At 43.9% G+C, this 19,964-nt stretch carries 19 protein-coding genes; 7 read left to right on the forward strand and 12 right to left on the reverse strand.

Features of this window, described 5'->3' with window-relative positions; all coding sequences use genetic code 11:
* Positions 1–160 precede the first annotated feature (160 nt).
* The 9 genes from ybgF to motY form a co-directional block, all read right to left on the reverse strand.
* Positions 161–913 carry a tol-pal system protein YbgF gene (gene ybgF, locus H9J30_RS21145; RefSeq protein ID WP_240132784.1) on the reverse strand — a complete coding sequence of 251 codons (753 nt, stop codon included), beginning with the start codon at positions 911–913 and terminating at the stop codon, positions 161–163.
* A gap of 24 nt (positions 914–937) precedes the next feature.
* Positions 938–1,471 (reverse strand): peptidoglycan-associated lipoprotein Pal, encoded by a 534-nt coding sequence (gene pal, locus H9J30_RS21150; RefSeq protein WP_011072686.1) that lies wholly within the window; start codon positions 1,469–1,471, stop codon positions 938–940.
* Positions 1,472–1,517: 46 nt separating this feature from the next.
* A complete protein-coding gene (tolB, locus tag H9J30_RS21155) occupies positions 1,518–2,846 on the reverse strand; it encodes a Tol-Pal system beta propeller repeat protein TolB (protein ID WP_240132785.1) in 1,329 nt (442 codons plus the stop codon).
* 9 nt (positions 2,847–2,855) lie between these two features.
* Positions 2,856–3,893: a cell envelope integrity protein TolA gene (tolA, locus tag H9J30_RS21160; RefSeq protein ID WP_240132786.1), complete on the reverse strand. Its 1,038-nt coding sequence runs from the start codon at positions 3,891–3,893 to the stop codon at positions 2,856–2,858.
* Entirely contained in the window at positions 3,894–4,328 is a 435-nt protein-coding gene (tolR, locus tag H9J30_RS21165; protein ID WP_240132787.1) for a protein TolR, read from the reverse strand. It lies immediately after the preceding gene.
* Positions 4,328–5,014, reverse strand: a complete 687-nt coding sequence (tolQ, locus tag H9J30_RS21170) for a protein TolQ (RefSeq protein WP_011072690.1) — start codon at positions 5,012–5,014, stop codon at positions 4,328–4,330. The genes tolR and tolQ overlap by 1 nt, the downstream gene beginning before the upstream one ends.
* Complete coding sequence (gene ybgC / locus H9J30_RS21175) at positions 5,004–5,405, reverse strand: tol-pal system-associated acyl-CoA thioesterase (RefSeq protein WP_011072691.1); 402 nt, start codon at positions 5,403–5,405, stop codon at positions 5,004–5,006. Before ybgC ends, tolQ begins: the two co-directional genes overlap by 11 nt.
* Positions 5,406–5,574: 169 nt before the next feature.
* Positions 5,575–7,758 carry a prolyl oligopeptidase family serine peptidase gene (locus H9J30_RS21180; RefSeq protein WP_240132788.1) on the reverse strand — a complete coding sequence of 728 codons (2,184 nt, stop codon included), beginning with the start codon at positions 7,756–7,758 and terminating at the stop codon, positions 5,575–5,577.
* 692 nt (positions 7,759–8,450) lie between these two features.
* On the reverse strand, positions 8,451–9,320 hold the full coding sequence (motY, locus tag H9J30_RS21185) for a flagellar protein MotY (RefSeq protein WP_240132789.1): 870 nt from the start codon (positions 9,318–9,320) through the stop codon (positions 8,451–8,453).
* 142 nt (positions 9,321–9,462) lie between these two features.
* Between motY and rnt the strand changes: the two genes are divergently transcribed.
* Complete coding sequence (gene rnt / locus H9J30_RS21190) at positions 9,463–10,131, forward strand: ribonuclease T (RefSeq protein ID WP_240132790.1); 669 nt, start codon at positions 9,463–9,465, stop codon at positions 10,129–10,131.
* Positions 10,132–10,201: 70 nt separating this feature from the next.
* Here the strand turns inward: rnt and H9J30_RS21195 are convergent, their stop codons facing one another.
* Positions 10,202–10,807 carry a peroxiredoxin gene (locus H9J30_RS21195; protein ID WP_240132791.1) on the reverse strand — a complete coding sequence of 202 codons (606 nt, stop codon included), beginning with the start codon at positions 10,805–10,807 and terminating at the stop codon, positions 10,202–10,204.
* 369 nt (positions 10,808–11,176) lie between these two features.
* Between H9J30_RS21195 and H9J30_RS21200 the strand changes: the two genes are divergently transcribed.
* Positions 11,177–12,496: a Na+/H+ antiporter family protein gene (locus tag H9J30_RS21200; RefSeq protein ID WP_240132792.1), complete on the forward strand. Its 1,320-nt coding sequence runs from the start codon at positions 11,177–11,179 to the stop codon at positions 12,494–12,496.
* A 77-nt stretch (positions 12,497–12,573) separates the two neighbouring features.
* Here the strand turns inward: H9J30_RS21200 and H9J30_RS21205 are convergent, their stop codons facing one another.
* Together H9J30_RS21205 and upp are read right to left on the reverse strand one after the other, a co-directional pair.
* A complete protein-coding gene (locus tag H9J30_RS21205) occupies positions 12,574–13,704 on the reverse strand; it encodes a GGDEF domain-containing protein (RefSeq protein WP_240132793.1) in 1,131 nt (376 codons plus the stop codon).
* 462 nt (positions 13,705–14,166) lie between these two features.
* Entirely contained in the window at positions 14,167–14,793 is a 627-nt protein-coding gene (gene upp, locus H9J30_RS21210; protein WP_011072698.1) for a uracil phosphoribosyltransferase, read from the reverse strand.
* A 327-nt stretch (positions 14,794–15,120) separates the two neighbouring features.
* On the opposite strand from upp, the gene purM reads away from it, so the two are divergent.
* The 5 genes from purM (at position 15,121) to H9J30_RS21235 (ending at position 19,959) form a co-directional block, all read left to right on the forward strand.
* On the forward strand, positions 15,121–16,158 hold the full coding sequence (gene purM / locus H9J30_RS21215) for a phosphoribosylformylglycinamidine cyclo-ligase (protein ID WP_240132794.1): 1,038 nt from the start codon (positions 15,121–15,123) through the stop codon (positions 16,156–16,158).
* A complete protein-coding gene (gene purN / locus H9J30_RS21220) occupies positions 16,158–16,802 on the forward strand; it encodes a phosphoribosylglycinamide formyltransferase (protein WP_240132795.1) in 645 nt (214 codons plus the stop codon). Before purM ends, purN begins: the two co-directional genes overlap by 1 nt.
* 139 nt (positions 16,803–16,941) lie before the next feature.
* Positions 16,942–17,688 carry an HAD-IIA family hydrolase gene (locus tag H9J30_RS21225; RefSeq protein WP_011072701.1) on the forward strand — a complete coding sequence of 249 codons (747 nt, stop codon included), beginning with the start codon at positions 16,942–16,944 and terminating at the stop codon, positions 17,686–17,688.
* 306 nt (positions 17,689–17,994) lie between these two features.
* Positions 17,995–18,813, forward strand: a complete 819-nt coding sequence (locus tag H9J30_RS21230; RefSeq protein WP_240132796.1) for a TIR domain-containing protein — start codon at positions 17,995–17,997, stop codon at positions 18,811–18,813.
* Between the two features lie 243 nt (positions 18,814–19,056).
* Entirely contained in the window at positions 19,057–19,959 is a 903-nt protein-coding gene (locus tag H9J30_RS21235; protein ID WP_240132797.1) for a hypothetical protein, read from the forward strand.
* Positions 19,960–19,964: the final 5 nt, after the last annotated feature.

A 19,964-nucleotide genomic window follows, 5' to 3' on the forward strand; every position in this document is an offset into this window, starting at 1 on the left:
CGACTGAGCTAACGACCCACATACAGGTATTTTGCGCCCCGAACGACCTCGCCGTTCCGAGGGCGCCTATAATACCTTTTTCATTTCCCCATGCAAGCGTAAATTCCCAATTTTTTGTCGTTTGCATGAAAAACAGACTAAGAGTATGTTTTTTAGTTAATTACGCTTTAATTGCAGCCAATTGTTGTTGAGCAATGCGCGCTGCGGCGCTGTTGGCGTAGTCTTTTACTACTTGTTGGTAATATTGAGTCGCCCCAGCTTTATCGCCCGTTTTCTCTGCGATCATGCCAAGCTTAACTAAACTGTCGCCACGTTTATTGGAATCACTAAAACGGGTCACGACCGTATTGAATACTTGCTTAGCTTCAGCAAACTCACTCTTATTAAACAACAACTGTCCTAACCAATAGTTTGCATTGGCAGCATAGACTGAGTCTGGGTACTGTTTAATGAAAGCACGAAAGGCAGGAATAGCATCATCATACTTGCGCTCTTTGAGCACTAAGTTAACCGCACTTTCGTAGCTGGCCGTTTCACTTAAGCTACTTGCGGCCGCATTAGCGGTTGCTGCAGCAGCGGCTGGCGTTGCAGGGACAGAAGCGGCTGGTGTGGCAGTCGCTTTAGAGGATAAATTAGCGATTTCATCGTAAAGCTGACGCTGACGTTGCTGCATCTGCTCTATTTGATAATTCTGTTGTTCAGTCAAACCACGTAAGTCGAGAACTTCTTGCTGCAAAGTATCCAGACGGCGCTGCATATCAATTTCGCTTTGTTGTCTCGATTTTACAATGCGCTCTAAACGAGCGAGTCTGTCATCACCTGAACCACCAGCAAGGTCTTCAACAGGAGCAGGAGCTGCAACTGCAGCCCCTGCGCCGAAGAACATTGCCGTAATTAAGACGGCACGTTTCATCTCGTTACTCTCCGTAATTCAATCTTAGTAAACTAAAACTGCACGACGGTTTTTAGCAAAACCTTCATCGGTACGAGTAAAGTCAAGTGGCTTCTCTTCGCCGTAACTGACGATGCTCATTTGGCTTGGTTGTACACCCATACCTTGTAAGTATTTAGCAACAGCTTTAGCACGACGCTCGCCTAGCGCGATGTTGTATTCTGGTGTACCGCGCTCGTCGGCATGACCTTCAATCAATACTCGTACACTTGGGTGCTCAACTAAGTAAGTACCGTGAGCTTCGAGTACAGCTGCATATTCAGTTTGAACTTCACTGCGGTCGAAATCGAAGTAAATGATATGCTCTTTTCTCAACTGCTCGAGTTCCTGACGTTGTTGCTCTTCAGGTGACAACATTCCACCAATACCGCCTGTTTGAACACCACCATTGAGTTCACTACCAGAACCGCTAGTAGAGCCCATAGCATCAGTTTCTGATTCAGAAGTTGAGCTACACGCACTAATAGCCATAATTGGAAGTGCTACCAACATAGCTTTTAACAACTTGTTCAGATCCATTACTTGTTCCTTATAAAATTAAATGTTAATAAATCAAACTAATACATTAGAGAAACGGAGACCAAGAAGGTGATTTCACCTCGCCCTGACCTGCCGGTAATCTCGCTTTAAAGCGTCCGTCCGTAGAGACAGCAGCTAAAACTTGTTTGCCTTGATGCGTGGTGCCATAAATCACCATAGTACCATTGGGGGCCACACTTGGAGATTCATCCAAACGCGTCGATGTCAACACCTGCATAAAGCGCGTACTTAAATCCATACGTGCAATATTAAATTTACCATTTGTGCGGTTAACAAAAATCATGCTGCGACCATCAGGGGTAATAGAACCACCTAAATTCCATTCACCTTCAAAGGTTTCACGGGTCACTTTGCCTGAATTTAAATCTACACGATATATCTGTGGTCTACCACCACGCTCGGAGGTAAACAACAGTGACTTACCATCGGGGTACCATGAAGGCTCAGTATCGATGGAATAGTGGTTGGTAATTCGTTTAATTGCCTTAGTGGCAATATCAATGACGTAAATTTCCGGTTGACCATCTTTAGAGAGAGTCACGGCCAGTGATTTACCGTCGGGTGAAAAAGAAGGCGCACCGTTAATGCCAGGGAAACTACTCACCTTAGTACGGACTTGGGTATAAAGATCCTGAACAAAAATTTCAGCCTTTTTATTTTCAAAACTCACATACGCTAAACGACGACCATCGGGTGACCAAGCAGGTGACATTAAAGGCTCTGGAGAGCGCAGCAACATTTGCTCGTTGTAACCGTCATAGTCAGCGATCATCAGTGAATAAGCCGCTTTCTGACTATGATTCACCACCACGTAGGAAATACGGGTCAAGAAGGCACCACGAATACCCGTCAACTTCTCATAGACGATATCGCTGATCCTATGACCATATTGACGAAACTGCGTCGCAGAAATCACGGTCTGACGACTATCCATCAACAATTCCGTTGGATTTGCGGAGCCCTTTAGGGCTTGGTTTTGCGCTTTAACCAGATCGATAAGCTCAAAGCTCACCAGAAACTGATCCGCACCATAAGGTTTGACTGAACCAACTACCAAAGCTTCAGCACTCACGTTAGTCCAAGCATTTGCATCAAACTGCGCTAATGCGCCAATACCTCGTTGCGGTAAACCTAATTCATCTAAGGGTTTAAACGTACCGCTGCGCACTAAGTCAGACATCACCACATCGGCAATCGCCTGTGGTGGTGCGCCAGTGCCTTGCCATTGAAATGGCATCACTGCAATTGGACGGGCCGCATCCACACCTTCAGTGATCACAATATCCAGTGCCGCTTTTGCCGGCATAGTGCAAAGCAGAACTGCCATTGCTAACCATTTTGCCAAAATTTTCATGGGACTCCTTTAATTAAACGTTGGTTCAACGATTAAGTTAATTTCTTTCATCAAGTTATAAACCGCAGGATCCGGAGACACGGGTAACTTGCCTGCTTTTAAAATTGCCGCTTTGGTTGCTCGACACACATTAGGATCACCGCCCTGAGTTTGGCTGCTGATCACAAAACCATCATTGGCTAAACGCACTGAAACGGTACACGTTTTACCACGCATCGACTCATCGACCACGAGGTTACGTTGAATCGTTGATTTAATCATCGCGGTATATTTACCCACTTCTGTCTGCATTTGCTTATTCATGGTTTGCGATAACGCAGCCTGCTCTGCGGCTAATGCATCGGCCATTTCCTGCTCCTGCTGAGCAAGTGCTTTAGCTTCAGCATCTGCTTTTGCTTTAGCCTCGGCTTTTGCCTTAGCTTCAGCTTTTGCTTTCGCCTCTGCCTCAGCCTTGGCTTTATCAGCTTTGGCTTTAGCATCTGCCTCTGCTTTCGCCTTGGCTTCTGCTTCCTTCTGCTTACGGTCAGCCTCGGCCTTTGCAACAGCAGCTTCTTCTACTTTGCGCTTTTCCGCCGCTTTTTGGGCAGCGTCTTCAGCAAGCTTACGCTCTTGCTCTTTCAGCTTGCGATCGGCTTCGGCTTTTTGCGCTTTTTCCTTTTCCTGTTGCTGTTTTAATTGAGCGGCTTTTGCAGCTTCATTGGCCTTTTGGGTCTCAATTTCCTGCTGTTTACGCTCTTCGGCTAGCTGTTTAAGCTGAGCTTGTTCACGCTCGCGAGCCTGCTTCGCTTCCTGTGCTTTGCGTTCAAGTTCGGCTTGGCGCTCACGCTCACGACGCTCGGTATCGCGCTTTTCCTGCTTAAGCTTTTCAACTTGATTAGCCACTTGTTGCTGATCAACCATAACAGCTTTTACTGCAGGGGCGCTAACTTGTTGCACAGGTTCAGGTTTATGGGTGAAATCTATGCCAATGGCCAGAATAATTATCACGCCAATATGAATACCTGCTGAAATTGACAGAGGTAATGCAACATTTGAATTATCCGCCACCTATTTCTCCTTGGGTGAATCCGTCATCAAACCGACTGAGGGAACGCCTGCCTGTTGCAAGGTCACCATCAATTGAATCACGTTATCGTAAGGAATATTTCTATCGGCTTTCACGACCACTGGGCGCTGAGGTTCAGTCACCATAATAGCCGCCACGGCAGTCGCTAACTCTTCCAATTCCATCTCTTCGTTATTGGAGCCACCTTGATTGAGGAAATAAGCACCATCTGCATCAATAGACGCCACGACCGGTGGCTTACTGTCTGCAGGTAACACTTCGGCCGCCCCTTGGGGCAGCTCCACTTTAACCCCTTGTGTCACTATCGGTGCTGTTACCATAAAAATGATCAGTAGCACGAGCATGACGTCGATATAGGGTACCACGTTGATTTCAGCAACGGGGCGACGACGTTTACGCTGATAACCGACTTGCATTATGCCCCTTCCTTCTCACTATATGCTTGGCGGTGCAGGATGCTAGAAAACTCTTCCATAAAGTTAGCGTAGGCAATTTCTAGCTTTTCAACTTGTGTCGCAAAACGGTTATAGGCAATAACAGCTGGAATTGCCGCAAACAGACCCATTGCCGTTGCGATCAGAGCTTCTGCAATACCAGGAGCCACCATAGCTAGGGTTGCGTTTTCCATCGAACCAATTGCGATAAATGAATTCATAATCCCCCATACCGTACCAAACAAACCGATATAAGGACTAGTTGAACCAATGGTTGCCAATAACGGTAAGTTGGCTTCTAACTTTTCTAATTCACGGGATAAAGTCACGCGCATCGCCCGCGATGTACCATCCATCACCGCATCAGGTACTTTGCTATTTAATTTATTCAGGCGTGAATATTCTTTAAAACCCGTTACAAATAATGACTCTAAGCCCGTATTATCTGGGCGCGCCGATAATTCTTTATACAGGCGGTTTAAGTCGACGCCTGACCAAAATTTATCCTCAAACTTTGCCGATTTATTTTTTGCACCTGTCAATAAGCTACGGCGTTGCAAAATCACCGTCCAAGACATAATCGACAATCCAAGTAAAGTGAACATAACAAATTTCACTAATAAACTGGCTTGTAAAAATAACCCGATAAACGACATATCAGCTTGCACTGTCAAACTCCTGCACAATATTTAAGGGAATTGCTCGGGGACGCATACGTGATAACGCAACACAGGCCACCAGCACTGTGCCCTCACAATAACAGTCACCCAGATGATCAACCAGACGTTGATGAAATACCAACGAGGCCTTTTTCAACTCTATGACCTTAGTTTCCACAATAAGGTTCTGTTCAAAACGTGCGGCTTTTTTAAAATCAAGTTCCGCTCGCTTGACCACAAACGCCGTATCATCAGCTAACAGTGCAGTCTGACTTACGCCTAAGGCTTTTAACCACTCGGTACGTGCCCGCTCAAAAAAATTGAGATAGTTCGAATGATAGACAACGCCGCCAGCGTCAGTATCTTCGTAATAGACTGAAATGGGCCAATTAAACGTCATTTGAAATCAGCAAATTTTGGTTGAAAAATTGACGCTACTATACCTAGGGAAACAACACTTGTGAATGACCCAACGAAGATATAGATAGGGTTAGCGCGGGTTTGAACACAATTGAGGGATTTGTAAATGACAATGGGGTCAAACGACCCCATTAAATTAACATAGTTAGCTATTTTGCGAGCGTTTGCGGTAATGTGAGACCGAAGCTTTGCCACAGGAAGCTGTAAATATCGGCAAACTCGTCAATCTTCATCGACGTTGGTTTACCTGCGCCGTGACCTGCATTGGACTCAATACGCATAATCACAGGTTTATCACCCTGCTGCTTTTCTTGCAGCATGGCGGCAAACTTAAAGCTATGTAATGGTACCACACGGTCATCATGGTCAGCAGTCATCACCATTGTAGCAGGATAAGCCTGCGCTTTGACGTTATGGTAAGGCGAATAAGCTAATAATGCGGGGAATTGCTCTGCATTGTCAGCATTGCCATACTCACTGGTCCAAGCCCAACCAATAGTAAACTTGTGGAAACGTAGCATATCGAGCACGCCAACTGCGGGTAATACTGCAGCAAACAGTTCAGGCCGTTGCGTGAGCGCGGCACCCATCAACAAACCGCCATTACTGCGGCCATAGGCACCTAACTTGGTGCTATTGGTGTATTTTTCGTTGATAAGGTATTCGGCCGCGGCAAAATAGTCATCAAACACATTTTGCTTTTTATCGAACATGCCTGCCTGATGCCAGCTTTCACCGTAGTCCGCGCCACCACGTAGACTTGGTACGGCGTAAATACCGCCCATATCTAACCAAGCAATGTTGGCAGGGCTAAAACGCGGCGTCATCGAAATAGCAAAACCACCGTAGGCATAAAGCAAGGTTGGATTTTGGCCATCCCTGACTAAACCTTTTTTATAGGACAGCATCATCGGGACACGGGTACCGTCTTTGCTGGTGTAGAACACTTGCTCAGATACATAGTTATCGGGATTAAATGACACCTGTGGTTTAGCCACAACGGTCGACTCAGCGGTTTTAAAATCAAACTTATAGGTGGTTTCAGGTTGAATATAGCTGTTAAAGACATAGTAAAAATAGTCTTTACTCGCTTTACCAAAAGGACCAGCCACATTGCCCTTACCCGGTAAAGTCACTTCTTGCCGCTTTTGGCCGCCCATACTGAAAATCGATAATTGCCCCAATACATCGTGTAAATAACTCACGACCAAATGGTCATTGATAATGGCGACTTTATTAATGGGATCTTTCGATTCAGGAATAATGGTTTGCCATTGGGATTTTTCACTATTGCGCGTATCGATCGCAATCACTTTACCATTTGGCGCATCTAAATCGGTTTTAAAATAAAATACCGAACCGTCATTGCCTAAAAACTCATACTCTGCTTCAAGCTTGAGGATTAATTCAACCACTTGGGCTTTAGGCTCATATAGCGATTTATAGAAGAAACGATTACGTTTGTCCGTGCCTTGCGAAATCGACAGCAGTAAATATTCGCCCTTCTCAGACACATCAATGCCGAATCCCCAATCTTTGTTTTGGGGGCGCTCGTAAATCAATAAATCTTGGTGCTGATCGGTACCTAATTTATGGTAGTAAACTTTTTGATTGAAGTTCACATCAGCCAGTAAATCACCACCCGCAGGCGCATCATAACGAGCATAGAAAACACCCTGGTTTTCCTTGTCCCACACTGCACTTGAGAACTTAATCCAGCTCAGTTCATCGTTGAGCTTTTTACCCGTGGCAATATCAATAAACTGCCATTGCTGCCAGTCAGAGCCCGACTTAGACACGCCATAAGCTAAAATTTTGCCGTCATTACTCACCGATACGCCAGACAATGCGACAGTGCCGTCGGCGGAAAAACTATTGGGATCGAGCACGGCTTTCTCAACCCCATCTTTACCTTTTACATAGAGTACAGATTGCGCTTGTAAGCCATCATTACGGTAATAAAATTGGTTATCGCCATTCTCGAAGGGAGCTGAGATTTTCTCGTAGTTCCACAGCTCAGTGATACGATCAACTACGGCTTGTTTATTGGGGATCTTCGCTAAGTAAGTCTGACCAAAGGCCTGTTGTTCTTTGACCCAGCTTTCTGTTTCTGGGGTATTTTCTTCAAGATGACGGTAAGGATCCGCCACGGCAACACCATGAATGGTTTCAACTAAGGCGTCTTTTTTCGTCTCAGGGTAAACCAATTTGTTTGCGCTGATCTGCTGTGCAGCAGCATCTTCTGGGGTATTCCCACTCTGGCAGGCGGCCAACGCCATACCCAATGTGGCCACTAATAAACCTTGCTGAGCAAGGCGAAATCTTAATGCCATCTTATTATCGTCCTTTTGGTGATTTCCGGCTTAACGCTATTTTGCAGCAAGTACTATACAAGCAAAAAATTTCATGGCAATGCTGTTGCTAAAGATGAAGCTATCTAGGGCTTGAGTAAAATTTAACAAACCGTTAGCAACAATAAGCTTATTGAAGTGTATTTTTATGCATTAATTATGACTGAGAAGTTATTAATCAAGCTAAATAGTGACTTAAGTGAGGCAGATCACTTAATCAATCATTAGTTTAGCTAATGTATCAAGGCAATTTTTCTCGTTTGCTTGCCCAGTGGCTACACACTAAAATGTGCTTGTTTTCAGGAGATATCCGCCAGCGGATATTGAAAACAAAGAACTTTTATGCTGATGTGTACCCAACACGTCAGTTCATCCTTGGTTCTTATGCTTGACTTCCTTCCTTCAATTTGTTGATTGCAAATGCATTATTTTGCGGCCCGCTTAGTTTAAGTGGGCTTTTTTTTACTCCAATTCAAACATCAAGCTAACACTTAACAGCTTTCAGCATTTTTTGTTACACAAAAATCCCTGTAGCGCCTCGATAAACTGCGCCTATCCGAGGTTTTGCCATCAGACCTACAAAGTAGCATCGCAGGTAAACGCTAATACAAACTGCATCAATAAACGACAATGCCAAGTCAAAAGACTTGGCATTGTTAAAATTCAGGCTTGATTTAGAGCGGTTTGCTAATTCGGACAACAACCCTGCGGTTTAGCGCCCTTTCCTCAATATCTTCATTTGAAGCCACATGGCGTCGCTCGCCGTGACCTACAGTCACAATCCTATCTTGAGGAATGCCACTGGACACAAAGAAATCTTTTACCGATTCAGCACGCTTATCCGACACTTTCTGGTTAACTGAACGGCCACCATAACTGTCGGTATAGGCATCGACTAACACCAGTTCGACCTCTGGATCGTAGGACAGATATTCTTGTATCCGTGAAAGCTGTTGCTGTGAGAAGCGAGTTAAGTCTGTTCCACCTTCATCATAATTAAGCACAGTAAACGCAATATCTTCAAAACTATAAGGTAATAAATGGGATAAACAGGCCTTAAACTCGGCATATTTTCGACCAAAATTGGCCGATGAAAGCCCTACTGCAATTTTAGTAGACTCATCGTACCAATCTGCATAGTAAAAAGTAGGCTCCATACCGCGACTTAACTCGCTTAGCATTGACCAAGCTGCGCGCTTAGGCACTTCACCATTAAAATACTTTTGGTAACGTAACGAGGTGATTTCTTTAGATACCACGCCTGGTCGCCATTTCGGTGCTCTGCTCATCAGTTTTGCCTGGGTTACTTGATCAGGTTTTACCCACATATCCAAAGTGAAGTTGAGATTTAATTGCTTACCCGCTTCACTGGTAAAAATTGCTTTACCATAGGATGGAATATCATGCTCAAGACGACAAACGATGGGACTGTTTTGACTGACTCGCCATTGGGACTCACCCAACGAGGCCACATAGTGACGCAACTCTGCCATTGCAGTTGCTGGAACGCATAAAATTGATACTAATATCAGTTTTCGCCACATAGCCCTTACTCGTGTTTATCTGGTTACGAGGTTTTATCGGCAAACTTTTTAGTTCCTTTAGCTCATAAAACCAGCAATCAAACATGACACATCCTAGTACATTTAGCATAATAGCGCCCTGTGATTTTTCTTGGGTACTTTAATGAGCAATATTTGCGACGCAAACAAATTGAAACACCGATTTCGAGGCTACTTTCCAGTAGTGATAGATGTCGAAACGGCGGGCTTCAACTCTCAAACCGATGCGTTGCTGGAAATAGCCGTCACGCTGCTGAAAATGGATGATGAAGGCTTACTCGGAATTGATAAAACCCTGCATTTTCATATAGAACCCTTTGAGGGTGCAAACCTAGAACCCGAAGCGCTGGCATTTAATGGCATTGATCCGACAAATCCGCTACGGGGTGCAGTCAACGAAAAAGACGCTTTTTTAGAGATATTTAAAGCCGTTAAAAAAGCCCAAAAAGCATCCGATTGTCACCGCAGCATTATTGTGGCACACAATGCCGCCTTCGATCATGGCTTTGTCAGTAAAGCTATCGAACGCTGCGACTTAAAGCGATCACCCTTCCATCCGTTTGCGACTTTTGATACCGCAACTTTGGCCGGATTAGCGATTGGTCATACAGTACTGGCCAAAGCGTGCATAATGGCGGGCATTCCCTTTGATAATAAAGAAGCCCATTCTGCACTCTATGATACTGAGCGCACCGCAGAACTCTTTTGTTATATCGTCAACCGTTGGAAAACCTTAGGGGGCTGGCCATTATTAGCCGCCAGCGAATCTGAAGATATGGATAGCGAAGAATAGCTTTGCAAAAAATCGCCTAAAACAAGAAAGCTGCCATTGGCAGCTTTCTTTTTATCAAAAGGTTCGCAAATTACAGAGAGCTTGCGTTTTCAGCAAGGTAAGCCGCCACACCAGCAGTGCTTGCGTTCATACCTTTGTCGCCTTTTTCCCAACCAGCAGGACAAACATCACCGTGCTCTTCGTGGAATTGCAGTGCGTCGATCATACGCAGCATTTCGTCAACGTTACGGCCTAATGGCAGATCGTTAACCACTTGGTGACGCACCATACCTTCTTTGTCGATCAGGAATGAACCACGGAACGCCACCCCAGCTTCTGGATGCTCAACATCGTATGCTTTACAAATGTCGTGTTTAACGTCAGCCACTAAAGTGTATTTCACTTGGCCAATACCACCCTTTTCAACTGGGGTGTTACGCCATGCATTGTGAGTGAATTGAGAATCGATAGACACACCGATCACTTCAACACCACGCTTAGTGAACTCTTCCATGCGGTGATCGAACGCGATCAACTCTGATGGACAAACGAAAGTGAAGTCAAGTGGATAGAAAAATACAACCGCTGGCTTGCCTTTGATGGCTGCAGTTAAGTTAAAGCTATCGACGATTTCGCCAGAACCTAATACAGCTGCAGCAGTAAAATCAGGAGCCGGACGGCCTACTAATACGCTCATTTTATATCTCCATCTATGAGTTGAACTAACTATAAAGTAAAACAACTCCCAATCACGCTTGCGCAAATTTACGCGAGTGCTTTTGAGAGCGCTTACCAATCAAATCTTTAGGCATTATAAGTCGTGTGCTCTGCCTTACAACCTATTTAAGACCAATATCACATTTTTCAAGGGCATTTTGACATTACTGCTTAAGGATAGAGCAATCTTTGCCACAGATAGGCGTTGTAAGCCACATTCGTCTAACAGCAAAAACCCACCCAATTCACATTCTCAGATATTTTTCAGATTAAGGCTCGGTAAACTGGACAGACATAGCATTTGCAGTCAAAAATAACCCTTTTGGTTTACAGAATTAAGAATTTGTCTATGAATGCAGTCGTTATTGCTGTGTGTTTGATGTTAGCCCTCAGTTTAGCAAGGGTGAATGTAGTTGTTGCGCTCACTATCAGTGCCCTGGTTGCAGGTTTAGTCGGGGGAATGGATCTGCATCAAACGATTGATGCCTTCAATACGGGACTAGGTGGCGGCGCACAAATCGCCCTAAGTTACGCCTTACTCGGAGCCTTCGCCGTGGCATTATCCCACTCAGGCTTAACAACGCTGATTTCAAACACGATCATTAAAAGCTTTGGCCAAGAGCCCAATGCAACAAACACCAATTGGGTGCGCTGGTTGCTATTGTTATCACTGCTAGCAATGTCGATGGCATCGCAAAATATCCTGCCAATCCATATCGCCTTCATTCCGATTTTAGTGCCACCACTTTTGCATGTGATGACCAAACTGAATATCGACCGCCGCTTGGTTGCCTGTGTGCTGACCTTTGGTCTTGTCACTACTTATATGATTTTACCCGTGGGTTTTGGTGGAATTTTCTTAAATGATATTTTGCTCTCAAACCTCACCAGTAATGGCTTAGTCGCTGTGCGTGACCAAATTCCCCCTGCCATGTTGATCCCCGCTGCAGGCATGCTGGTCGGTTTATTGCTCGCTGTTTTTGTCAGTTATCGCAAACCACGGGTATATGATGAAACTAAAGTGCTCAGTGCCGATCCAGAAGAGACCCTCAATAAGCGCAATATTGTTATTGCGGCATTAGCAATCCTTGCCACCTTGTTTGTGCAGCTAGAGACAGATTCAATGATCTTCGGCGCCTTAGTCGGCTTTATGATCTTTAGTTTCTCAGGCGCTCTAAAACACGTAGCCGACCAAGATATCTTTACTCAGGGCGTGCGCATGATGGCCAACATCGGTTTTATCATGATCTCGGCCGCGGGTTTTGCCGCGGTCGTGAAAGAAACCGGTGAAGTCGGTACGCTGGTTTCATCATTAAGCTCGTTTATTGGCGACAATAAAGCCCTCGCCGCCTTTTTGATGTTAGTCGTGGGACTCTTAATCACGATGGGAATTGGGTCTTCGTTTTCAACCATTCCGATTATCGCGACCATTTATGTGCCTTTGGCGCTAAGCTTTGGGTTTTCAGTGCCCGCAACCATCGCGCTAGTAGGCACGGCTGCAGCTTTGGGAGATGCAGGCTCTCCAGCGTCAGACTCGACACTTGGCCCAACATCCGGCTTAAATGCCGATGGCCAACACGATCATATCCGCGATAGCGTGATCCCGACCTTTATTCACTACAATATTCCCTTGTTAGTATTTGGTTGGATTGCAGCCATGGTGCTCTAAAGCATTAAGATTTAAGTAAAAGCGTGGTAAAGCCACGCTTTTTTATGGTTGGATTTTATTGATTTCATTTTTGCATTTTACCGCAGGGCATTATCGCCAGCATGACCTCTTTTTTGTGCCTTATCCGCATAGAGCGCTTGGTCTGCAGCCTGTAATACCGCATCAAAGGATGAGTAGTCTGTTGAATCCGCGACACCACAAGATACAGTCAACATGTTTAAAAAATGTCGCTGTGCAATATTATCCTTTAATTTATCAGCTAGTTGTAATGCTTTAGCAACAGGACAGTTGGCTAAAATCACTACAAACTCATCGCCTCCCGTGCGGATAAGTATGTCGCTTTCTCGAAACACGGCTCGCATAGCTTCGACAATTTGCATAATCGCCATGTCACCCAGTTTATGGCCATAACTATCGTTAATGGTTTTGATCTTATCGCCATCAATACAAATCACCGCATACTGCGAAGCTATAACAGCCTTAAAAATCAGCGTTTCATAGACTTTTTTATTGTAAATTTTGGTTGCTGGGTCTAACAGCATAGCCTCCCTAAAGCGCTGACGTTCAACTCGCAACTGTTTAATATTATTAATTTTTATTTGATAAATAATGATCGTTGCGCTGATTAACAACCATAGAGGAAAATACAATACAATAAAACGTAGCACACTGATTTTATAGGTTAAAAAACTCAGGTTATCTAAATGATCACTCATAGCGTAAAACAAAAAATCCGGCGTGATCCGCGCCCAAATACTATCTCCAGTAATCACAATCTCTGTGCCATAAGCAGAGGGTTGGATTTCAAATACTTTTCCTTGCATAAAATCCGATGCCATGAATGATGTATCGGCAATCACATCCCCCAAAAGGTGTTCAGGCTCATGGGAGGATGAAATGGGTGCGGCCATCGATAAAACAATATCTCCAGTAAATTCATCTAGATAAGGCGCAGATAACACAATATCATCCGCTAAAGATTCAACCGATGCATCCTTGCTGCAATATTTCAGGATCTGACAAAACTCATTTGCAGAATTTTGTTTATTCATTAAACGGCTTTTCACCTCTTCAGGAAAAGGTGTCGTAACATAAATTGCATTGCTTTTGTAAAGACCAATATAAATAAACGCGTCTCTAACTGGAATTTTCTTGCTCGAATACAGGTAGTCAAAATAACGAATAATCTGCTCTTCTTCCGGCAGCAAGGTGCCTCCGAGTGGCAGTAATAAGCGTGATGGGTCAAGCTTAAAGGGGGCGAGTAGGGTACTGTCAAAATCAATAATATCATGTAGGGACAATGCCTTACCCAGCAATTCAACATAGCTTGGCACCACATGCTTTGCCCGCACAAAATTTGTAAATGCCCTATGTTCCTTATCAATTTTCAAGGGCAAAAGGATGAGTAACAGTAAAATAAATACCAAGGTTGCCAATAAACAGGCTTGACGAACACAAGACCAACTGAGTTTTGAGCCCATTAGTATCCCCGATGGTTACCATAGTTAAACTCGATTTACTGTAACCTACTGCGCACTGACGACGCCTTATGTTGTAATAAATCTTATTGTTAACTTTAGAACGTGTCGGCAAAAATGGTATTGCCCAAAAACAAAAAGGGAGCCTAAGCCCCCTTATCACATCGAGATAGCATTTAAGCCATCAGAACATTATTTAGTCCCAAAAATCTTATCGCCAGCATCACCCAAACCAGGCAGAATGTAGCCCTTCTCGTTCAAGCATCTATCAATTGCTGCAGTATAAAGCTCCACATCAGGATGGGCCGCTTCAAGCGCCTTTATACCTTCTGGTGCTGCCACAAGTACCAAAGCTTTAATTGACGTACATCCGCGTTTTTTGAGTAAGTCGATGGTCGCAATCATTGAGCCGCCCGTCGCGAGCATGGGGTCAACGATAAGTGCGATACGCTCGTTCATGTCGCTAGCAAGCTTCTCAAAGTAAGGCACTGGCTCTAAGGTTTCTTCGTCGCGATAGATACCCACAACCGAAATACGCGCACTTGGAATATGCTCAAGTACACCATCCATCATGCCTAAGCCCGCACGCAGAATGGGCACTACTGTGACTTTTTTACCCTTGATCTGATCCACATCAACCGGACCATTCCAGCCTTCAATCGTAACAGTTTCGGTTTCGAAATCTGCGGTAGCTTCATAGGTTAACAAGCTGCCCACTTCGGCGGCTAGCTCACGGAAACGTTTAGTGCTAATGTCACCTTCACGCATTAGGCCGATTTTGTGACGCACTAACGGGTGTTTAACCTCGACAACTTTCATTTTTCTCTCCTACTATTGTTCGCGAATTATCTTAGGCAAATTTTTCAGATTCTAGATGATTTGTTTATTCGGTAAAACATAAAGTTTTGCCATTCGAGCTAATCGTGAGCAATATCCCAAGAAAGGTTACCTATCGCTTAAGATACGCCCACTAACGCACTATTTTATGACCAATCACAGGATAGAAAATGTGAAATATCCCCCTGTGAAGCTAAAAAAACTCCCTAGATACTGATAAATCCAAATCATGACTTTCGACCCCTAGCACAAGCTGATAGAATACCGCCGCATAAAAATCCAATAACGATGTACCCGAGAGGATCCTCCGTGAGCACTCCTACCCCACTGAGCTATAAAGACGCTGGCGTTGATATTGATGCTGGTAATGCACTGGTAAATAACATTAAAGCGGCTGTTAAACGTACCCGTCGTCCAGAGGTAATGGGCAACTTAGGTGGTTTTGGCGCACTGTGTGAATTACCGACTAAATACAAACAACCTGTTTTAGTGTCAGGCACCGATGGTGTTGGTACTAAATTGCGTTTAGCTATCGATTACAAAAAACACGACACAGTCGGTATCGATTTAGTGGCGATGTGTGTGAACGACTTAATCGTTCAAGGCGCTGAGCCGTTGTTTTTCCTCGATTACTACGCAACAGGCAAGCTCGATGTTGAAACAGCAACTTCTGTTGTTAATGGCATCGGCGAAGGTTGTTTTCAATCTGGTTGTGCATTAATCGGCGGTGAAACCGCTGAAATGCCAGGCATGTATGAAGGCGAAGATTATGACCTCGCAGGTTTCTGTGTGGGTGTGGTTGAAAAGGCCGACATTATTGATGGGAGTAAAGTCGCTGCAGGTGATGCATTGATCGCCTTAGCCTCAAGCGGTCCACATTCAAATGGCTATTCATTAATCCGTAAAGTATTAGAAGTCAGCCAAGCGGACCCTCAACAGGATCTCAATGGCAAGCCATTGATCCAACATCTGTTAGAACCAACCAAAATTTACGTTAAATCATTGCTGAAGCTGATTGAAGCATCAGATGTGCACGCCATGGCGCACATCACTGGCGGCGGTTTCTGGGAAAACATCCCCCGCGTACTGCCTGAAAACTGCAAAGCCGTTATCCAAGGTGATTCATGGCAATGGCCTGCTGTTTTCAGTTGGTTAATGGAAAATGGCAACATTGCAGAATATGAAATGTACCGCACCTTTAACTGCGGTGTCGGCATGATCGTTGCGTTGCCAGCTGATAAAGTCGATGCCGCCCTTGCACTGCTTGCAGCCGAAGGCGAACAAGCTTGGCTTATCGGTGCAATCGCCGCACGTGAAGGCAATGAAGAGCAAGTGGAGATCCTGTAATGCCCCAAAGCTGTCGTGTAGTTGTATTAATTTCCGGAAATGGCAGTAATCTGCAAGCGGTTATCGACGGTTGTGACGATAACTTGCAGGCCGAAGTTGTCGGAGTGATCAGTAATAATCCCGATGCCTACGGCCTAGTTCGCGCCCATCATAGTGAAATTGATACCAGCTGCGTGATTGCTCGCCCAGGTGAATCTCGCTCTGATTACGATGCACGTTTACTGGCAGCGATTGAACAATACCAACCCGATCTTATTGTGTTGGCCGGATTTATGCGCATTCTAACCAATGATTTCGTAAATCATTATTTAGGTCGTATGATCAATATCCATCCTTCATTGCTGCCCAAATTTACCGGATTAAACACCCACCAACGCGCCATTGATGCCAAAGAAACAGAACATGGCGCAAGCGTGCATTTTGTCACACCAGAGCTAGATGCTGGCCCGGTAGTTTTACAGGCAAAAGTGCCCGTTTATGAAGGCGATACAGCAGAGATGCTCGCCGCCCGTGTCCACGAGCAAGAGCACGCCATTTACCCCCTCGTGGTGAAATGGTTCAGCCATCAACGTCTCAACATGCAAGATGGTCAAGCCTATCTTGATGGCACGCTTATCGGACCTAGCGGCTACGCTCCCGATTAATTTCTGAATATTTGAAAAAGAGACCTTTAAGGTCTCTTTTTTTTCGCAATGACACCACAAAACCATTGTTTTATGAACAAATGTGGCATTAGATAAGCTAACGAAAAGTGATTTTGTTCGGCATACAAGAGATTATTAGATGAAAAATATTATCTGCGATATCGATGGTGTACTACTGCACGACAATAAACTGATCCCCGGCAGCGATAAATTTATTCAGCGCATTCTCGAGCAAGGCAATCCCCTTGTTATTCTCACCAACTATCCGGTACAAACGGGCAAAGATCTGCAAAATCGCCTTAGCGCCGCAGGAATCGACGTGCCCGAAGAATGTTTTTACACCTCGGCCATGGCCACCGCTGACTTTTTAAAGCACCAAGAAGGCAGCAAAGCCTTTGTGATTGGTGAAGGCGCCCTCACCCATGAACTCTATAAAGCCGGTTTTACCATTACCGACATTAACCCGGACTTCGTGATTGTCGGTGAAACCCGCTCCTATAACTGGGATATGATCCATAAAGCAGCAGGATTTGTTGCCCGTGGCGCCCGTTTTATCGCCACTAATCCCGACACCCACGGCCCCGCTTACAGTCCGGCCTGCGGCGCGCTGTGCTCCCCCATTGAACGAATTACTGGCAAAAAACCCTTCTACGTTGGCAAGCCCAGCTCGTGGATTATCCGCTCCGCACTCAACCATATTGACGGTCACTCCGAAAACACGGTGATTATTGGTGACAATATGCGCACCGATATTCTGGCGGGCTTCCAAGCCGGACTTGAAACCATTCTGGTCACTAGCGGCGTAAGTAAACTTGAAGATATCGATAAAGAACCCTTCCGCCCAAATCATGTATTCGCCTGCGCCGGCGATATTGATGTGGTTTAAATCTTCTCTATTTAATTAAGCTCATTTCCCAATATGTGCCCAGTGCTTTCGGCGCTGGGCACTATAAACAAAATAGAGGCTGTTCTTAATTCGGTGTTAGGTTATTGATGTATTTTTCTCAACGTCCCTTAAAATGGTTTGAAATCTGTGACAGTGTCAAATTCCAATTGTGGATCAAATTGCTAGTAATACCACTAGAACGGCATCACAAACCTCATTTTAAAACAGATAGTTACCGCCATACTTCTTGCCATATCTACATAACGCGATAGAATGCTTCTAATAGCATTGTTTTGTGAGGCATGGATGGATAAGCAAGAAATATTAGAAAATCTCAATACTTTGAAAGAACGTCTTTTGCTAGATGTTGGAACATCATTTGAAAACGAAGGTTCATATTATGGTCTTGAACGATTAGACGTTTGGACTACATTAACAACATCATTCTTCAAAGAACATATGCCCAGTGAAGTTAAAAAGTTAGGCATTCTAAAAATGTCTTGTGGAATACTACTTCGCAGGTCATTCGAAACTGATTTCGAATATTATTGGCGAGCATATGGAGAAAAGTATGATGCTTATTTAAAATCGCTAATCCGCGTTGTTACTGACGATGAATATGATTTCACACCTAAACACAAGGAAGTTAAACAAGTGAAAACACAATCAACGCCTAAAGCAAAATCAAATAAAGTGTTCATTGTGCATGGACATGATGGTGAGGTTAAATATCGCACAGCTAATTTTCTGCGTCAGCATGGACTTGATCCTATCATTTTGCACCTCAAAGCTAACCGCAATAGAACAATCATAGAGAAGTTAGAGAAATATACTGAAGATGTTGGCTACGGCATTGTCCTGTATACACCTGATGATTTAGGGCAAGTGAAGCCTAAAGCGTCAAATGGTGAGTTAGATAATCGAGCACGTCAAAATGTCATCTTCGAACACGGTTATTTAATGGGACTGATTGGTCGTGAAAATGTGCTAGCTATTGTTAAAGGCGATATTGAGCTACCAAGTGACATTAGTGGGGTTGTCTATATCGATGATACTAACTGGGAAATGGATTTATTGAGAGAACTACATGATGCTGGTTACCCAATCGATGCAGCTAATCTTTAGTTTCTGAACTCTAATGCCCTTACTAAACAGATCTGCGTATTCTTGTAATAGTAAGGGTTACACCTTCAACTCAGGTGCTAATATTACAGTGGTCTAATGCGTATTGCACTTATAGTAATGCCTCTCGAACAACATCACAAACCTCATTTTAAAACAGCTAGTTACCTCCCCTACTTCTTGCCATATTTGCTTAAAGCGATAGAATGCTTCTAATAACATTTTGCACAGTAATAGGAGCACAACATGGAAGTAAATTTCTTTAAGGATTTAGAACTCGAAATAACAAGAATACTAAGTGGGTTTGGTTACTCTGTGCCGTCTTTTGAGGAACTAAGAGCTCAGGACGAACGAGCTGATGATGCTAATAAAAGTTACGAACGTTACAACATAACTAATCTTATGCACCATTTCCTGACTGTGGTAAAACGCAGAGTTCCTATAAAAAAATGGAATGTTCACGTATCACTTAAACTTAAAAACCGCGTAGAAATCCAAAACATAGCATCAAAGCTTTCTGCAGGTGAAGATGTGAATCGTTTTTTAAGCAAACAAGTTAAGAGAAAAAAACAGAAAACATGTCCTGACGGCACTCTTTACGAGTGGGGAATTTATCATATTCATTTTGAGTTAGGTGGAAATGGTGATGATATGCTATTTGTCTATCTTGACGAAAATAACGCATATTTGATTGATATCTTGCCGCACGAAAAAGAAAACATTACATGGACTAAAAGTGACTTGGTTCAAATATTACATGACAATTGGCCGCAGGCAATTTCCAAACATATTTTCCATAATCCATTAAAAGACTCAGCTACACCTCAATCACAAAGGATTATTAGTGATGAAGAAAGAAAGCACCTTCGAAAAAAGAATGGCGGAGCAAACACTATTGTAAATGATGGTGTTGTGTATAAAAAAATGGGGGGTGGTGTGACTCCATCTGGAATCCCATTCATTGCACTTAGAGATACAGATGCAATTATAAGCGATATCCAAAAGCTTCAAGACGATGCGCGAGCTAACAAACAAGCAATCTATGATTTCGTAGATATCCAAAATCCTAAGTTAAGATTAAAGCTAGTTCTAGATGATGATCTTAAAATAGAGATTATTGAAGAAATAACAAACACTAAAATGACTTAATATAA

Origin of the sequence: Shewanella cutis, assembly GCF_022410515.1 — a bacterium.
GTDB classification, from domain to species: domain Bacteria; phylum Pseudomonadota; class Gammaproteobacteria; order Enterobacterales; family Shewanellaceae; genus Shewanella; species Shewanella cutis.